Source organism: Bacillus sp. UMB0893 (assembly GCF_002858905.1).
Taxonomy (GTDB): domain Bacteria; phylum Bacillota; class Bacilli; order Bacillales; family Bacillaceae; genus Bacillus_P.
Genome location: NZ_PKLB01000007.1, coordinates 173255 through 188157, shown reverse-complemented (window position 1 = coordinate 188157; position 14903 = coordinate 173255). Strand labels below are relative to the sequence as shown.

At 38.6% G+C, this 14903-nt stretch carries 18 protein-coding genes; 3 read left to right on the top strand and 15 right to left on the bottom strand.

The window, feature by feature from the left end; translation table 11 throughout:
- Positions 1-57: 57 nt before the first annotated feature.
- Positions 58-264, bottom strand: coding sequence for a hypothetical protein (locus CYJ36_RS16400; protein ID WP_101568334.1), 207 nt, complete (start codon positions 262-264; stop codon positions 58-60).
- 212 nt (positions 265-476) lie between these two features.
- Here CYJ36_RS16400 and CYJ36_RS16395 point away from each other — a divergent pair, with 212 nt between their 5' ends.
- A complete protein-coding gene (locus tag CYJ36_RS16395; protein WP_101568333.1) occupies positions 477-743 on the top strand; it encodes a DUF2564 family protein in 267 nt (88 codons plus the stop codon).
- Between the two features lie 57 nt (positions 744-800).
- Here CYJ36_RS16395 and CYJ36_RS16390 read toward each other — a convergent pair whose 3' ends face one another.
- Together CYJ36_RS16390 and CYJ36_RS16385 are read right to left on the bottom strand one after the other, a co-directional pair.
- Positions 801-977: a zinc-finger domain-containing protein gene (locus tag CYJ36_RS16390; protein WP_101568494.1), complete on the bottom strand. Its 177-nt coding sequence runs from the start codon at positions 975-977 to the stop codon at positions 801-803.
- A 14-nt stretch (positions 978-991) separates the two neighbouring features.
- Positions 992-1654 (bottom strand): reverse transcriptase-like protein, encoded by a 663-nt coding sequence (locus CYJ36_RS16385; protein WP_101568332.1) that lies wholly within the window; start codon positions 1652-1654, stop codon positions 992-994.
- 481 nt (positions 1655-2135) lie between these two features.
- Between CYJ36_RS16385 and CYJ36_RS16380 the strand changes: the two genes are divergently transcribed.
- A complete protein-coding gene (locus tag CYJ36_RS16380) occupies positions 2136-2537 on the top strand; it encodes a reverse transcriptase-like protein (RefSeq protein WP_101568493.1) in 402 nt (133 codons plus the stop codon).
- Complete coding sequence (locus CYJ36_RS16375; protein WP_308315329.1) at positions 2534-3436, top strand: DMT family transporter; 903 nt, start codon at positions 2534-2536, stop codon at positions 3434-3436. Before CYJ36_RS16380 ends, CYJ36_RS16375 begins: the two co-directional genes overlap by 4 nt.
- 27 nt (positions 3437-3463) lie before the next feature.
- Here the strand turns inward: CYJ36_RS16375 and CYJ36_RS16370 are convergent, their stop codons facing one another.
- From CYJ36_RS16370 to CYJ36_RS16320, 12 genes are all read right to left on the bottom strand, one after another.
- Positions 3464-3739: a DUF6123 family protein gene (locus CYJ36_RS16370; protein WP_101568331.1), complete on the bottom strand. Its 276-nt coding sequence runs from the start codon at positions 3737-3739 to the stop codon at positions 3464-3466.
- A 79-nt stretch (positions 3740-3818) separates the two neighbouring features.
- Complete coding sequence (locus CYJ36_RS16365; protein ID WP_101568330.1) at positions 3819-4478, bottom strand: NAD(P)H-binding protein; 660 nt, start codon at positions 4476-4478, stop codon at positions 3819-3821.
- A 67-nt stretch (positions 4479-4545) separates the two neighbouring features.
- Complete coding sequence (locus CYJ36_RS16360; protein WP_101568329.1) at positions 4546-5442, bottom strand: 5'-3' exonuclease; 897 nt, start codon at positions 5440-5442, stop codon at positions 4546-4548.
- A 125-nt stretch (positions 5443-5567) separates the two neighbouring features.
- A complete protein-coding gene (locus tag CYJ36_RS23745; RefSeq protein WP_180850376.1) occupies positions 5568-5711 on the bottom strand; it encodes a hypothetical protein in 144 nt (47 codons plus the stop codon).
- Between the two features lie 81 nt (positions 5712-5792).
- Positions 5793-6059, bottom strand: coding sequence for a DUF2533 family protein (locus CYJ36_RS16355; protein ID WP_101568328.1), 267 nt, complete (start codon positions 6057-6059; stop codon positions 5793-5795).
- Positions 6043-6243: a hypothetical protein gene (locus CYJ36_RS16350; protein ID WP_101568491.1), complete on the bottom strand. Its 201-nt coding sequence runs from the start codon at positions 6241-6243 to the stop codon at positions 6043-6045. Before CYJ36_RS16350 ends, CYJ36_RS16355 begins: the two co-directional genes overlap by 17 nt.
- Positions 6243-9824 carry a dynamin family protein gene (locus CYJ36_RS16345; protein WP_101568327.1) on the bottom strand — a complete coding sequence of 1194 codons (3582 nt, stop codon included), beginning with the start codon at positions 9822-9824 and terminating at the stop codon, positions 6243-6245. The genes CYJ36_RS16350 and CYJ36_RS16345 overlap by 1 nt, the downstream gene beginning before the upstream one ends.
- A 308-nt stretch (positions 9825-10132) precedes the next feature.
- Positions 10133-10951 (bottom strand): class I SAM-dependent methyltransferase, encoded by an 819-nt coding sequence (locus CYJ36_RS16340; RefSeq protein ID WP_101568326.1) that lies wholly within the window; start codon positions 10949-10951, stop codon positions 10133-10135.
- A 412-nt stretch (positions 10952-11363) separates the two neighbouring features.
- Complete coding sequence (locus CYJ36_RS16335) at positions 11364-12593, bottom strand: cation:proton antiporter (protein WP_101568325.1); 1230 nt, start codon at positions 12591-12593, stop codon at positions 11364-11366.
- 16 nt (positions 12594-12609) lie between these two features.
- Positions 12610-13098 (bottom strand): cation:proton antiporter regulatory subunit, encoded by a 489-nt coding sequence (locus tag CYJ36_RS16330; protein ID WP_101568324.1) that lies wholly within the window; start codon positions 13096-13098, stop codon positions 12610-12612.
- 143 nt (positions 13099-13241) lie between these two features.
- Positions 13242-13868 carry a metal-dependent hydrolase gene (locus CYJ36_RS16325; protein WP_101568323.1) on the bottom strand — a complete coding sequence of 209 codons (627 nt, stop codon included), beginning with the start codon at positions 13866-13868 and terminating at the stop codon, positions 13242-13244.
- Positions 13869-14180: 312 nt separating this feature from the next.
- A complete protein-coding gene (locus CYJ36_RS16320) occupies positions 14181-14816 on the bottom strand; it encodes an FMN-dependent NADH-azoreductase (protein ID WP_101568322.1) in 636 nt (211 codons plus the stop codon).
- Positions 14817-14903: the final 87 nt, after the last annotated feature.

Sequence of the window (14903 nt, the reverse complement as noted above, 5' to 3'; positions counted from 1 at the left end):
TTACTAACGTAATTTATATCTGATCATATACGAATGCAAGAAAGAGGCTGAGTTTTCTCAGCCTCTTTCTTTCGTTAAATCTTGGCTGATCATTAAATACTCTACTGCCTTCAGGTTTTGTTTAAGCTTCTTTTCAATTCTTGTTACTTCAAATTGATTGAAGACATTACCGTTTTTCGCCATAAAAATGAGCATGTCTAAATCCCCATATATCTCATAAAATGCATTTTTCACATCTTCATTAATGCTGATATTCGTCCTCATCATGTCCGCTCCTTTTACCTTCATTATCGTCTGTATAGTCTAAAAGTTTCAATTTTATTTTATTTTCTACATATTTCTGTTATAAGGAACGAAATTCCTTCTTTTTAACGAATAATTATATATTCAGAAAATTTAATTTGTTTCTTTAGACTCATGATTCAAATGTATATTTTATGAAAGATGTCGAACGCTATGTAGTGGAGGTGACGAACATGGATCAGATTAAACATACGGGTCTTATCAGTGGCTTCAATAACTTAAAACAATTAGAAATGGCTGTTGCGGCAGCGCAAAAAATGACAGGCTCTGCAACGATGAGCATGGATCCTGAAGCGATTCAAAACGCAGAACAGGCATTGAATGATGCCAAGGCACTCTATCAGACTGCAGGTGATACTGGCGTTGACCAAGCCTTTCTGAGCAACCAGAATGAACTGCTGCTGCAATGTGAGCATCAGCTGAACGAGGCAAAGTCCTGAACCGTATTTATTATAATAAGAAATAAAAAATCCGCTGATTCTTTATCAGCGGATTTTTTATGTTAATTTTTTTCCGAAGTCTTTAATCATTTGGCCTACCGTACATTGTTCAATGCAAAAAGCGTGAGCATAATTTTTTCCGTATTCTTTGCGAAAGGTTTTTTTCAATAAACAATCTGTACAATATGTGTCCAGAAGCTGATCAATTTCTCCAACAACTTGTTTTTTCTCCAATTCATTCATCTCCATCAATCACTGTCCAATTTCCATTCACTTGCTACGGATATCCCCTTTAATCCTTGTGATGCAAGCTTATCGGCTTCCTCATTCTCTTTTCTTGATATGGGAACATAGGCTGGGAGTATTTTCATTTTTTTCAGGGCTGCTTCTATTTTATCCAGCCAATTGTTATGTGCGTCTTCATAGCATGGCCATTCTCCTGATAGCTGCTTCAGGACAACTTGTGAGTCTCCTTTAAAGGTGACATCCTGGTGACGTACACCCAGTTCTTCAAGCTGCCGGACCATATAGAAAAATGCCATATATTCCGCCTCATTATTCGAATCGGCACCCTCAGCCTTTGCACTGAATCTCATTCTTGTTCTTTTGTCATTAAGCGTGTAAAAAACAACGGCTCCTAAGCCTGCTTCTTTCGTCTGTTTATTATAATTCCCATCGAAATAAGCTTCTACCTCTGTCGGCTCGTAAGCTACTTCTATTTTTAATTTCTTTAATTCTTTTAGTGACCACGAAGTACCCCTTGAATCAATGAAATCAAGAGACTTCATCCGGCCTGTTTTTTCAAGATCATCCCCGATTGAGATTGCTGAATCAAGGTCTGTTTCATCAGAGGTGAAAAGTATGCTCGTTTTTTTCGGGCTGCTGTACATCCATTGTATTTGATATTTCACATGTCCCACTCCTCAAACGGTCCTGAGCTTGTCATGTATTAGTTTTGCTCATACCATCAAATGTATTCACTGTGCTATAATCATATTCGGTTATTCCTATTTGCAGCGTTAATGATTGTATGGCTCGTTTTTTATGTTAATCAATTTTATCATTGTTTTTTTATTTTATAAACTATTCGGCAATAGCTGGTTGTTCATCTGGATGGGAACTGCAACTGGCTGTTTTCCAAAGGCTGTTATCGTAAAGTTTGTTGCTTTTAGAGAAATGCTTAAAACCTTTAGTGGATTGTAGCGGAAGGCACTTGACTCCTGCGGGAAATAGAGGAGAATGGGAAGACCCCACGGGCATAGCCGAGGAGGCTCCATCCCTCAAAGCGGAAAGCAAGTTGCCTGCAGCGGAAATCCACGGGTTATATTTATAACTAAAAACAACAATCAATGCGAAAACTGCCTTTCCAAAAGAGAAGGAGCTGAAGTTAAGTTGATAGAAGTTTATGTCGATGGTGCCAGTGCAGGAGATCCTGGTCCGTCTGGAGCTGGCATTTTTATTAAAGGTCATGGAAAAGGAGAGCAGCTTTCGATACCCCTTGGTTTGATGACGAACCATGAAGCGGAGTATCATGCATTGATAAAAGGTCTTGAGATTTGTCTTGAAAAAGGCTTTTCCATCATATCAGTAAGGACCGATTCACAGCTTGTCCAGCGTGCCGTTGAGAATGAGTATGTAAAAAACCAAGCTTTTATCCCTCTTCTTGAAAAAGTGATCGTGCTTTCCTCTCAATTTGACTTATTTTTTATTAAATGGATTCCAAGTAAGCAAAACAGTGTTGCTGATCAGCTATCGAAAGCAGCCATTCGCATGAATGAAGAAAACGAATCATGATGATTAAAAAATCTGTTATTGCTGATCTCAGTCTGCTGCTGGTTGCATTTATATGGGGATCTACCTTTGTCATTGTTCAAAAAGCCATTCACATCATGCCGCCCAACTTTTTTAATGGCATACGATTTTTTGCCGCTGCAATCATTTTGACGATAATTTGTTTGATGGTAAATCGTTCCAGGCCATCAAAGGAAACACTTTTAGCTGGAATGGCACTTGGAAGCTTCTTGTTTTTAGGATATGGATTTCAGACTGTTGGCTTATTGTATACCACATCATCAAAAACTGGATTCATCACCGGATTGAGTGTAATTATCGTACCGCTATTATCCATTTGGCTTCTAAAGGAACGTGCAAGGAAAACGGTTTATCTTGCCTCAGCGCTTGGCACAACTGGATTATACCTATTAACGTTAAGTGATTTTTCAACGATGAATTTGGGGGATCTTCTCGTTTTGTTTTGTGCCATTGCTTTTGCCCTGCATATTATTTTCACTGGTAAATTTTCTGGAAATCATGATGCTTGGATGCTTACGATTGTTCAGCTGACAACGGTTTCCGTATTGAGTTTTTTCGCTTCTGGACTGTTTGAAGCTCAAACTGTAAAAGAGAATTTCAGAAGCATGTTCACGTTCGATGTCCTATTTGCTCTTATCATTACAGCTTTATTTGCTACTGCCTTCGCTTTTTTTGTTCAAACGAAGCTTCAGCAATATACAACTGCTGCAAGAGTCGCTCTCATCTACGCGTCAGAGCCTGTTTTTGCTGCACTAACCGCATTTCTGTATATCGGTGAGCGTCTTACATCATTTGGGCTAATTGGCTGTCTTCTTATTTTGTCAGCAATGGTTGTGGCGGAATGGAAACTGGACAGCGGGGAAAAATCGCTTTCATCATAAAAATCTCGGGAAATCTCCCGAGATTTTTTAAATTATATGAAGATTTTGTGCAATGTGGATTGCCTGCTTCCGTGTTGCTGCCTTTTCTTTAGTCAGCGTTTCAAGGAGAGACACGAAAAAAGATCCATCAAATTCTTTTTGTGCTTTTAACGTTAGTTCAATTGCAATAATCACCAATTCATCCTCTGCACCTGTGTAATGCTTGCCGAATTCAATGAAGCCACGCGCATCTTCCTTCAGCTGAAATCCTTTCCCTTTTAAGTGCAGCAAAAAATCAGCTAGTGACTGTTTCGTTTGTAGCAATGGGGACCCCGCCTTAGGTGTAAAGTATAATCTTCTCTAATTTTAGCCGATGGAAGAATTAAATTCCATACGATTTTTGTTAGTAATAGCCCTGCTCCTGAATTTCATCTGACTGAAACGTAATGACAAGGGGATCTTTATTTTGTGCTTCCTTCACCATCGCTTTTGCAACAGTTTTCGCATGGATCGGCTTCATCATTTTTAATTTTCCGATAAAAGCAAATCCAAGTCCTTTATAGAGCCATTCCCCCATCTTTTCACCAAAACGGAACTCTTCTCTCTCACCAAGCAGCAAAGATGGCCTGAATACGATGACAGAAGGAAGTCCCATATTCCTGAGGGCATCTTCCATCTGTCCCTTTACCCGATTATAGTAGAAAAGCGAATCACAATCAGCTCCAATCGCTGAGACAGCAAGCACTTTTTCAACACCATGCTGTTTAGCAAGCTTGGCTGCTTCCACTACATATTCATAGTCGACTTTATAGAACTCTTCCTTTGTTTTCGCTTGTTTCATTGTCGTTCCTAAACAGATAAACAATTCATCTACAGCAAATTCTTCTTCCTGTTTTGCTAAATGATCGAAATCCGTAACGATATTTTTATATTTAGCATGTTCCCGGATTAATGGTTTCCGTGTAATTGCCTTTACCTCTGCGTACTGCTTTGATTCCAGCAGGAGACTCAGAAGTTCACTTCCAATCAAACCAGTAGCTCCAATAATCATCGCTTTCTTCATGATCGCCACTCCAATCTTATAATTAGAATCATAAAGGAATATGGGCTATTAATCAAAAAAAGAGAGGTCACATTGCCTCTCTTACAGCAAGGGCATCTGATAAAAACGTATGAAGCCCTCTAAGTTCAATCTCTTCTATCATCTTAATTGCCCGTGTATGTTCAACATTTAACAGTGCTTGATCAAGCTTGCATTCTACTGGAACATCACATGAAATTTCAGCAAGCTTTCTTGATAAATGCAGCATTTCGATGTCCTGCTCAATTTTGGTGCGCTGTGCTTTTGTCAGTTCTTCCAAGCTGCTGAGCAAGACTTCAATTGATTTGTATTTAGCAATCAGCTTATAAGCCGTCTTTTCTCCGATTCCGCGAACGCCAGGATAATTATCACTGCTGTCGCCCATCAGACCCTTAACATCAACAAGATGTGCAGGCAGGATGCCAGTTTCTTCAGTAAAGAAGTCATGTGTATAAATTTTATACTGTCCAATTCCTTTTTGCATAAGGACGACTTGTACACCTTCGCAAAGTAATTGAAGCAAATCACGGTCACCAGTTAAGATTGAAACATTCATTTCATTTCCATATTGTTTTGCAAGCGTCCCGATGCAATCATCAGCCTCAAAACCTGCAAGTCCAATATTTGGAATATTTAAAGCTGCCACTACTTCTTTTGCTAAATCAAATTGTGGCAGCATTTCTACCGGAGCTTCCGGTCTATTTGCTTTGTAATGATCGAACAATTCCGAACGGTATGTTTTGCTCCCCATATCCCAGCAGCAAATGACATGACTTGGATTAAAATGTTTAATAGAAGCAAGCAAATGTTTTAAGAAACCATTAACGGCATTCGTAGGAATCCCTTTGCTGTTTATCATAAAGTTGCCGTATACAGATGTTGCATAAAACGCTCTGAAAAGAAGCGCCATGCCATCGACGATAAGCAAATGCTGTTTTTCATTCATATAATTGAAAACCCCTATCTAAAAAATTCAAGTACCTCTATCATACCATAATTTTAGGATAAGGCTGTAAGGGAAAAACATGAAAAAGGCCCTCGCGTCACGCGATGGCCATCTTGGGGAAAAACTTATTTAAACTCTTCGTTTTTTTTGCTGTTCATTTTCTTCACTTCATTCTCTGCATAAGAAGCGAATTCTTCATTAAAACCATTTTTCTTTTTGGCATTATTATTTCGCTGTGCATTTGCATTTCCGCTTTTTGTTTTGCCCATTCGTAAGCACCTCTTTTCAGTTGTGTTATGAATTAGTTTTTCCGAAAAGGGTTCCAGCTTACACACAGTATTTATTGGTTATTAGCTTTTATATTTACGATCAACAAACTCCTGCACCATTTCATCTGACACGATTTTTCTTGTTGGAATGATCCCTTGTTTTGCAAGTTGGTTGATTTCAGCTGTTACTGCATTAATGCCGCTCACAGAAAATGGCTGTGATTGCTTGCATTGCTGAATTGCCTGCTCAATAAGAGCTTCTCTTCTTTCTTCAAGCACTATAAATTTGGATACAATCGCATGCTGTTTTTTACTGTGTGCTGATATTTCTTCATGTACGTTCGTCATTAGGCAGATCTCCTCTTTTTTTCATCAGTTTAATCACGGTGTCTGTTGGTGTCCAGCAATCAAATGAATAGTCAGGCTTTGTTTCAAAACCGAGCCGTTTGCAGCGGTAGGTCATTCTTTGATCTGTCCTTGTGCTTTGAAAATGAATGCACGTGGCACAAACCTGATATTTATTACTTATCATCATACAGCATCCCGCTCCCCAAGCTCTATAATAATTTGCTTAAGAGCTTGGTTCCCGTCTTGATAGCGGGTCAAATCTTCGATTGAATAGGCTGAAAGCAATGCTTCGTAAAAATTTTCTGCTTGATTGGTCAGGTTTTGAATAAGCATTCTGCATTCTTTCATGAATAAGCCGCAGTAATATTCACCGAATTGATTTTCATGAGCAGATAAAATATCAGTAATGGGCTGATCAAGCTTTATCTGCAGGTCATCGCTCATGTTTTTCTTCTCATTCTTCTCGAAAAATGATTTCGTATTTTTAAACTTTTTCAGCGGCTGCCGGATTTCACTGGTATTCATTTCTTTTAAAGCCACATACAGCTTCGGAGTTTCAAACGAAGCAAGGTCAGGCAGTACTGTACGAAGCTGGATATTCACTAATGCCATTTCTTTGGAATGACGTTTGAAGACGTCGTTAAGCAATATATGACTGTATTTTTCAAGCCGCAATGTCGTCGCTTGAAGCTCCTGAACCAGATGAAACTGAAGAGAAACAAGCAAGTCTTGAAGACAGTTCTCAAGAATTTCTTTTGTCTGCCTAGTTGCACCTGCAAAAGCACCAGGATGAAACGCTTCTTTAAATAAATCTGGGAACCTGAGCAAAGTCCGTTGTTTCACATAGAAAAGCTGCTCTTTTATTTCCTGCAGGACTTGTTTTTGTTCAAGCTCATGAAGCTGCGAACTGAGCATTGAAACAATCTCTGTCCGTTCTTTTGCGAGTTTCTCTTTTTCAATCTGTCTTTTTTCCAGATCATCATCCGCTGCATCCAGAATGGATTGCAGCTGCTGCTGTGCAATGGACAATTCCACTTTGGCTGACATGATCATTGAGGCAGATAGATCATTATTTATATAGTGCATAAAGTCATCTTGAAACACATAAAATTCTGACGTGCTTGGATCAGACGTTTTTTCCAGTTCCATCATACTTGAAATTCCATACAAGCGCGGATTTCGAATCTCATGCGTCAACAGCTGTCCTGTAATATAATCTTTTACCATCTCGATTTCTTCTTTGCTTTCTGCTAGATCAATTGCGTTAATAACAAAGAACATTTTATCCATTGCAAATGTATCTTTAACTCTTCCAAGCTGCTTTAAAAATTCGCGGTCCCCTTTTGAAAAAGGATGGTTGTAATACGTGACAAAAAGGATGGCATCTGCATTTTTAATGTAATCAAAGGCTACTTCCGTGTGTCTCGAATTAAACGAGTCTGCTCCTGGCGTATCAACAATGGTTATACCATTTCGTGTCAGCGGGCTGTCAAAGTAGATGATGACTTCTTCTACCGTACAGGCTTTCTCTTCGTTTGCCACAAATTCTTTATATTCCGCCCGGTCCACCACTTTTGTTGTTCCGCTGAAAGATGGAAAATCTCTGAGTGCGCTAATATAAAGAGGCAATAGTGATTTCAGTCTTTCATTTGCACCAGACAGCTTCTCCAACTCAGATAGAGCAGTCCCTGCAGATGCAGCTTCAATTGAAAAGAGATCGGCAATTTCCTGCAATAGCCCTGCTTCTGATTTGAATTTAACTTCAATTAAACCGTGCGGCTTATCAGCTGTAACCGGTACTATTTTATTGATTGTAGCTGTTGTCGGCGTCGGAGAAGATGGTAATAATTTTTCTCCAAGAAGGGCATTTGCAAAAGAAGACTTACCTGCGCTGAATGCCCCGAATAAAGCAACTGTAAATGTCTGATTCCCCAGGGAATGAGCTTTTTCCAAAAGAGATGATGACAGCATATTAAAGCCAGGAATATGTTCCACTATTTCTGAGGCTTTCTTTAGCTGCTTTGAAAAGAAAGTATGGTCAACTTCCTGTACAGCTGCCGATTGCTCTTCAATTTTTTTTGCATCTACAGTTAAAATAGGCTGCAGGTTTTCAAGTACGCCTTCAACCGGTTCCATCATTGGATTTTCAGCCATCCAATCTGAAAGACTGATATCAGTCGAGCTTTGAGGATCCATTATTTCATATAAGTCATTCTTAACTTGTTCGAAAGAGATCAGCTTATGATACATTTCATTCATTTCCTCAAGCTGTTGATTCGCTTCTTGTACCTCATTTTCAAGATTCCCGATTTGATCTCCGCTCTTGTTTTTTAATTGAAGTTCAATTTCCTCCAGCAATGGCAGTATCTGCTGTTTGCATTCTTTTTTCACAGCTTCGCTTAAATCATTTGAGTATGTAAGTGTATATTGAGAATTGACTGTAGCCCCCTTTTGAAGGGATTCCTGCAGCAGCTGGGGTTTTATCTCAACTTTAAATGAATGTATTTTGTTTAATAGAACAGAATCATGAATTTCATATTCAGTGATTTTCTTCTTCATAAGCTCAGAAAGATGCCACGTGACTTGCGACTGCAAATGGTCTGTCAATTCCACAAACAGCTCAGTCTCCCGTTTTAGGCGTTCCTCAGCCGTTTTTGCTTTTGAGAAGAAAAGGCCGACTTTAAAGTCAGGCTGGGACGCAGCTATGAATAATTCCGCTTTTGATCTTGTCTCAAAAGGGATGAGATTTGCATTCTTCAAAATATATTGCAGCTGCTCTTTCATTTCAAAAATAGCACCGCTTACTGTCCTTAATAAGGCTTGAAGCGCAGCAGATGATATTTCTTTTTTTGTTTGTACCTCTTTCAATTGCTGGATTAATTCATCTGCGTGAATATCTTTTATCTCCAGGTCATCCTCTTTCCACTGCAAATATTCATCTGCCAATGATTTCAGAGTTACCTGCGCATTATCTAACACGAGATGATCTTGCTTAATTGTTTCACGGATTAGCTTTTTAACCGTTTCCAGCTGATTGAGAGGGTTTTTTGAATCAATCAGAGATGTATAAAAGATATGATTCCTTAAAAGCCCTGCCCCTCCAAATGTCATTTCAATCTGTGATTTAAAATGAGAAAAAGAAACTTCTTCTTCACGATGTTTGTCAATTTGATTCACAATAAGGCATACATTTTTGCCTTTGTGTATCATTTCACTAATAAATGCTACATTTTCTTCTGATTGAACGTGGTTATAGTCTGTTACATAAAAAATTAAATCAGCAAGGTGCATTGTCGACTCGGTTGACATTCGATGAGCTGCATCTGTCGAATCAATGCCAGGTGTATCCATAATCACCACATTTTCAGGTAACGCTTGATATGTATCGCTTATTTCCACTTTGATGATCTCGTCGCCTTGCTTGCAGTAATCTTTTACTTGCTGAATAGAATATTCTCCAGCCAGTTTCAAAAGATTTCCGCTGCTGTCATGCAAAATAACAGACTTTTCCCCTTTTTGAAGCAAGACAACATTGGCGCTTGTCGGAATCGGGCTTGTCGGCAAAATCGCTTCTTCCAGAATTGTATTGATCATCGTAGATTTCCCTGCGGAAAAATGTCCTGTAAAGGCAATATGCTTCGTATCTTTATGAACTTTATAGATTAGCTCTTTTATTTTATCCCCTGCTGCAGTATTTTCTTTCACTTTTTCAAAAATAGCAGCTGTGCGCGGAAGCAATTGATGTTTTAACGTTTTCGTGCTCATTGCATAAACCCCTTTGTGTAGCGTATACTGCTATTTTACTTGATTTTTTGCCTTTTTCCCATCATATTATTGAATGAGTGAATTGTTCTTTCCTTAATTTGAAACTTTTTTTACAATAGGTCCTCCCTGCAGCCTACTGACAACCCGAGTTTCCTATAAGTTTATTACTCGACTCGTGTTTACTGACGGAGTCAGCAGCGTTGATCATGATGAAATTATTATACAGACAAATTAGGTGGAAAAAGGGTGACTTGGCATCGTGCTCAAGTCACCCTTTTAAATGTTTACTTTTTCTCAAAAAAGTAATGTTAGATTTTCTTTCCTATATACAGCAGATGTGAAGAAATTCCAAGCAGATAAGGATCCTTTGCTGTCTCGATCAGAAGCTCGGTCAGTTTGTTTAATTCAGAGTCCCCTTTCTCACGCCACAGGTTCCAGCTGCTCTCATTCAACGCTGCACCGAGACCGGTTGAACCAATCAATTTGCTTGTTTGAAACCCATTCGATTCCATGAAAGGACAAATGTCTTCTACGTTATAGAAGTAGGCTCCTGTAAATCGCCCTTTTTCTTGATGGTTAAAAATTCCTGTTTCTAAAAAAGTACGGATTGATTCAATTGAATCATTTGGTCTCCAATTGTCTGGCGTTTGAAGAGAAGCATACATATGATGAGACCTGGATCTGAAAGCGACAAAAACATACCCATCTTTTTTAGTGATCCGGTTAAGCTCTTTTACCGCTTTATGCCTCGCTTCATCTGTCTGCAAATGATAAAGAGGGCCCATCATAAGGGCGGCATCGAATGCTGCATCTGGAAATAGAGTCAGATTTGCTGCATCTGCTGTGTAAAAACCATTAAATTGATTGGAGAGATTAAGCTCCTTCGCTTTTTCTTCTGCTAGAGCAACAAGCTTTGGAGTTACATCTGAAAGGGTGATTTGATACCCATTTTTGGCAAGTGCCATGGAGTATTTTCCAGGTCCAGCACCATTATCCAAAATGTGTGCGTTCTCTGGCAAATAGTGTTTTATGTAATGGAAGTTCACAATAAATTCTAATGGCTCACGGTCTAGCCGCGTCCACTCTCTTTCAGCAAAGCCTGTATAATAGTTAATCACCGATTCCATCCTGCTGCCCCCTATCATTCCGTCAAAATATTTACAATTATACCATTATCATTCCATTTTCTGTTATCAAAATGGCTAAAAATGGACGTAAATAGGAGTTTGATAATGAAACCGATCTTTTTGATAATTGGATCATGGTTTTCGCTCATATAATCACATTTTTGAAAAAGAATGACTCTTTTTTAATAGTTGGACTGGATTTTTGATGTATTATCTTCAACCTGCCCGTCTTTAGATGTTTTCGCATGAATGTTGTTATAGTTATAAATTTTACCCGTGGATTTCCGCTGCAATCCACTTAAGGATTAATCATTATTTTAAAAGCAAAAAACGTTTTGATAAAAGCCTTGATATTAAAAGAAGCTGCCGCAATGACAACTCCGATTCATTTCGTACTGTTTATCAAAACAATTTAATTTTCCGGCTGTTTCACCTTTTGAATGGTATTCTTCGGAACTTTCCATTTAAAGATTTTATTAAGGACATTGTAAATTGCTTTCGATTCTTTTGTTAACAACGGTCCGAGAATCGCTAATATTAAAACATATAATGCGGAGAATGGTTTTAAAATCGGCATTAATCCGCCTGCTATTCCTAAGTTAGCCATGATGATTGAAAATTCACCGCGGGAAACGATGGTCAAGCCAATGTTTAATGAACCTTTGTGAGATAATCCAGCTCTTCTGCCTGCTATCATACCCGCTGTAATATTCCCGAGAATCGTTAACACAACGGCACCTAAAGCAAGCCATACAGCTCCACCCAATGAAAACGGATCAATGCTTAAGCCAAAGCTGAAGAAAAAGAGAGCTCCAAAGAAATCACGAAATGGAACGACTAAATGTTCAATGCGATCGCTGTGTTCTGTTTCTGAAAACACAAGACCTAATAAAAGGGCGCCAATTGCTTCAGCAACATGGATTGTTTCTGAAAAACCGGCTACAAAGAAGAGGGATGCAAAAACGACGATGATAAATATTTCATCAGATGAAATATTTAATAGTTTGTTGAGAATTGGTGTTGCTTTCCGGGCAACGATGAAGAACAATAACATGTACCCGAGGGCAATAAGAATTGAGGTTACCGCTCCGCCAAATGACGTTGCATCTCCAAGAACGAGGCCTGATATGACTGATAAATAAACAGCTAAAAAGATATCCTCAAACATGATAATTCCCAAAATCAGTTCTGTTTCCGTATTACCGGTTCTTCTTAAATCGACCAATACTTTAGCGACAATCGCGCTTGAAGAAATCGTAATAATACCGGCAATAATCAGAATTTCAAGCAGAGGAAAACCTGCCAGAAATGCAAATAGCAATCCTAAGGAAAAGTTAATTGAGATATAAATTGAACCCCCAATAACAATTGACTTGCCTGATTTTATTAATTTTCCGATAGAAAATTCCAAACCGAGGTAGAAAAGGAGAAATAGCACACCCATGCGTCCCATAAATTCAATGATTTCGGCACTCTCTATGAAAGTTAAATCAATGACTCCTATTTTGGGAGCGTGAGGCCCTACCACCATGCCAAGGACAATAAGGAATGGGATAATGGAGAATTTAAACTTACCTGCCAATAGAGCTGCAATTGCAACTAAAACTAATGCTGTACCAACTTCAAATACTAAATGATCCATCTATACATACTCCCCCTTAAGTAGATAATAAATTTTTAATTAACGCTTTCAAATCCTTTCTTTCTCCTGAAATAACTAAAGTGTCACCAGCTTCAATCATCGTTTCCGGTCCTGGATTCAATACCTTTTTCTGATTTTTTTTCATGATAGCGATTACCGTTACACCGTACTCGTTTCGGATATCAATGTCTAAAATGGATTTATTCATTGCAGGAGCACCAGGCTCGACTTTGAACCATTCAATCACAAGGTCATCAAGAGCTATTTCAATGGACTCCAATGCTTTTGGCTTGTAAACCATGCCGCCCAAAATGGCTGCAATTTGTCTTGCTTCAGAATCATTAAATGTAACACTTGAGATGCTTTCTTCATGATCATCACTATCAAAATGATAAATCTCTCTTCTTCCATCATCATGAATCACGATGACAATTTTCTCATTGGTTTTCGTGATGACTTCAAACTTTCTGCCGATTCCCGGCAATTCACTTTCTCTGCAATTCACACCTATTCCTCCTTCACTTTTGGGCAAAAAAATAGAGGCCTTTTAATAAGGTCTCCAATTTTCTTACTTTCATTGTATCGAATTTTTTTGATGTATTCAAATAGTTTGTATGTTTATTCACAAAATGATCAAAGCTTACTCCATTAAAGCTCTTTTGATGAAAAAGGCAAAAAGTATTTAACCCCTCTGCGATTAAATGGAAGCATCTTCATATCTGCAAGCAAATGACTCCCATAACCCGCAGTGCTTACTAGAAAAGCTCCATCCAATCCAATCGCCTGCTCAAATTGAAAGGCAATCACTGCAAAAAAACCAAGGCCTAACAATGAATGGGTATAGCTTCGATGAGGAACAAAGGAAGCAATCACGATAAACACTCCAAGCAAAATAAGCCAGTTTTCCTGAAGTGAGATTCCTCCTGCAAGAACTCCAAAGCCAGTCATTGTCAGCATGTGCCTTTGTCTTATAAAAGCAGAAAAGACAATGATTGCAGCTCCTGCTCCCATTCCAATCCAAATTTCACTGCCTCTCCCTTGAAAAAAACTATACATGATCATTAAAAAACCAATAACCTGAGCCAATGTACGAATAAAACGATGGGAAAAAGTGATGCGGTTGCTCAATTTACCATCGATATCAATATCAGGCATCAATGCGGCCAGACCTCCAAGACCTGATAAGATAAGTGTTGTCTGAAAATCAGTCTGCATTGAGCTTGCGATCACAAACCCTGTTCCAGCCCCAATGGCCATGTGTGCTGTCCCGTTCATAGATGTTTAGAATCTCCTTTTTGTTTGATTCTCCTATTCTAATATAAAAATGGAATACTGGGAGGATTTTTTATTAGAGAAAGTTTCATTGAGGAAATTATTATACACCAATGAACCACACTGGGGATTTATCGTCAAAATTGAAGGATATACCCGAAATTTTCAATATATCGCCCAAAAATCTCAATATAAAGACGTTTTGACAAAATTCTTCATCTATTTCAAAAATTATCTTACCTGAACGTTCCAAAAGGTATAAAATGACGCCAAAAACTCCATAAAAAAAGATCCCCAATTGGAGATCTTTTCTGCTTAGAATGTATGTGCCAAGTCTTTAGCGCGTGCAATTCCATTTTCTTTAATTTCTTGAGCTTTGTCAGGCATTGCAGCGTGACCTTCGATGAATAAGCCTTCAAAAGATGGAACTCCGAAGAAATTCATCATGATGCCCAGGTAACGGTGTCCCATTTCCATTTCAGCTGCCGGGCCTGTTGAGTAAATGCCGCCGCGAGCTTGAATGTGAAGAGCCTTTTTGTCAGTTAATAAACCAACTGGACCTTGCTCTGTGTATTTGAATGTTTTTCCTGCAACAGCTACTGAGTCAAGATATGCTTTCATCACTGGAGGGAATGAGAAGTTCCAAAGCGGTGTTACGAAAACAAATTTATCAGCTGAAATAAATTGTTCGCTTAGCTCAGATAGACGGCCTACTTTGCCTTTTTCTTCTTCAGAAAGCTCTTCAAAGCCTTTTCCTGTTTGAAGCTTGCCCCATCCGCTGAATACGTCAGCATCGATATGCGGGATATTTTCTTTATATAGATCGATGTGTACGATCTCGTCATTTGCATTTACCTCTTTGTATGTGTCAAGGAATGCTTTTCCTGCAGCCATACTGAAAGAAGCTGTATCGTCGTGCGGGTGTGCTGTGATGTATAAAACTTTTGCCATTTTGTCATTTCACCTTTCTTTTTTTTAAATTAGAGACATTTTATTATTGATTTAAATTGTAAAATTAAAACAATAATTTATGAATCT

Excerpts from the sequence above, each read along its gene's own strand:
- CYJ36_RS16360 (WP_101568329.1), bottom strand. The coding sequence starts at position 5,442 with ATGAATGAAAAACAGCATTTGCTTATCGTCGATGGCATGGCGCTTCTT.
- CYJ36_RS23745 (WP_180850376.1), bottom strand. The coding sequence starts at position 5,711 with ATGGGCAAAACAAAAAGCGGAAATGCAAATGCACAGCGAAATAATAAT.
- CYJ36_RS16345 (WP_101568327.1), bottom strand. The coding sequence starts at position 9,824 with ATGAGCACGAAAACGTTAAAACATCAATTGCTTCCGCGCACAGCTGCT.
- CYJ36_RS16395 (WP_101568333.1), top strand. The coding sequence starts at position 477 with ATGGATCAGATTAAACATACGGGTCTTATCAGTGGCTTCAATAACTTA.
- CYJ36_RS16365 (WP_101568330.1), bottom strand. The coding sequence starts at position 4,478 with ATGAAGAAAGCGATGATTATTGGAGCTACTGGTTTGATTGGAAGTGAA.
- CYJ36_RS16350 (WP_101568491.1), bottom strand. The coding sequence starts at position 6,243 with ATGATAAGTAATAAATATCAGGTTTGTGCCACGTGCATTCATTTTCAA.
- CYJ36_RS16320 (WP_101568322.1), bottom strand. The coding sequence starts at position 14,816 with ATGGCAAAAGTTTTATACATCACAGCACACCCGCACGACGATACAGCT.
- CYJ36_RS16355 (WP_101568328.1), bottom strand. The coding sequence starts at position 6,059 with ATGACGAACGTACATGAAGAAATATCAGCACACAGTAAAAAACAGCAT.
- CYJ36_RS16375 (WP_308315329.1), top strand. The coding sequence starts at position 2,534 with ATGATGATTAAAAAATCTGTTATTGCTGATCTCAGTCTGCTGCTGGTT.
- CYJ36_RS16335 (WP_101568325.1), bottom strand. The coding sequence starts at position 12,593 with ATGGATCATTTAGTATTTGAAGTTGGTACAGCATTAGTTTTAGTTGCA.
- CYJ36_RS16325 (WP_101568323.1), bottom strand. The coding sequence starts at position 13,868 with ATGAACGGGACAGCACACATGGCCATTGGGGCTGGAACAGGGTTTGTG.
- CYJ36_RS16400 (WP_101568334.1), bottom strand. The coding sequence starts at position 264 with ATGAGGACGAATATCAGCATTAATGAAGATGTGAAAAATGCATTTTAT.
- CYJ36_RS16340 (WP_101568326.1), bottom strand. The coding sequence starts at position 10,951 with ATGGAATCGGTGATTAACTATTATACAGGCTTTGCTGAAAGAGAGTGG.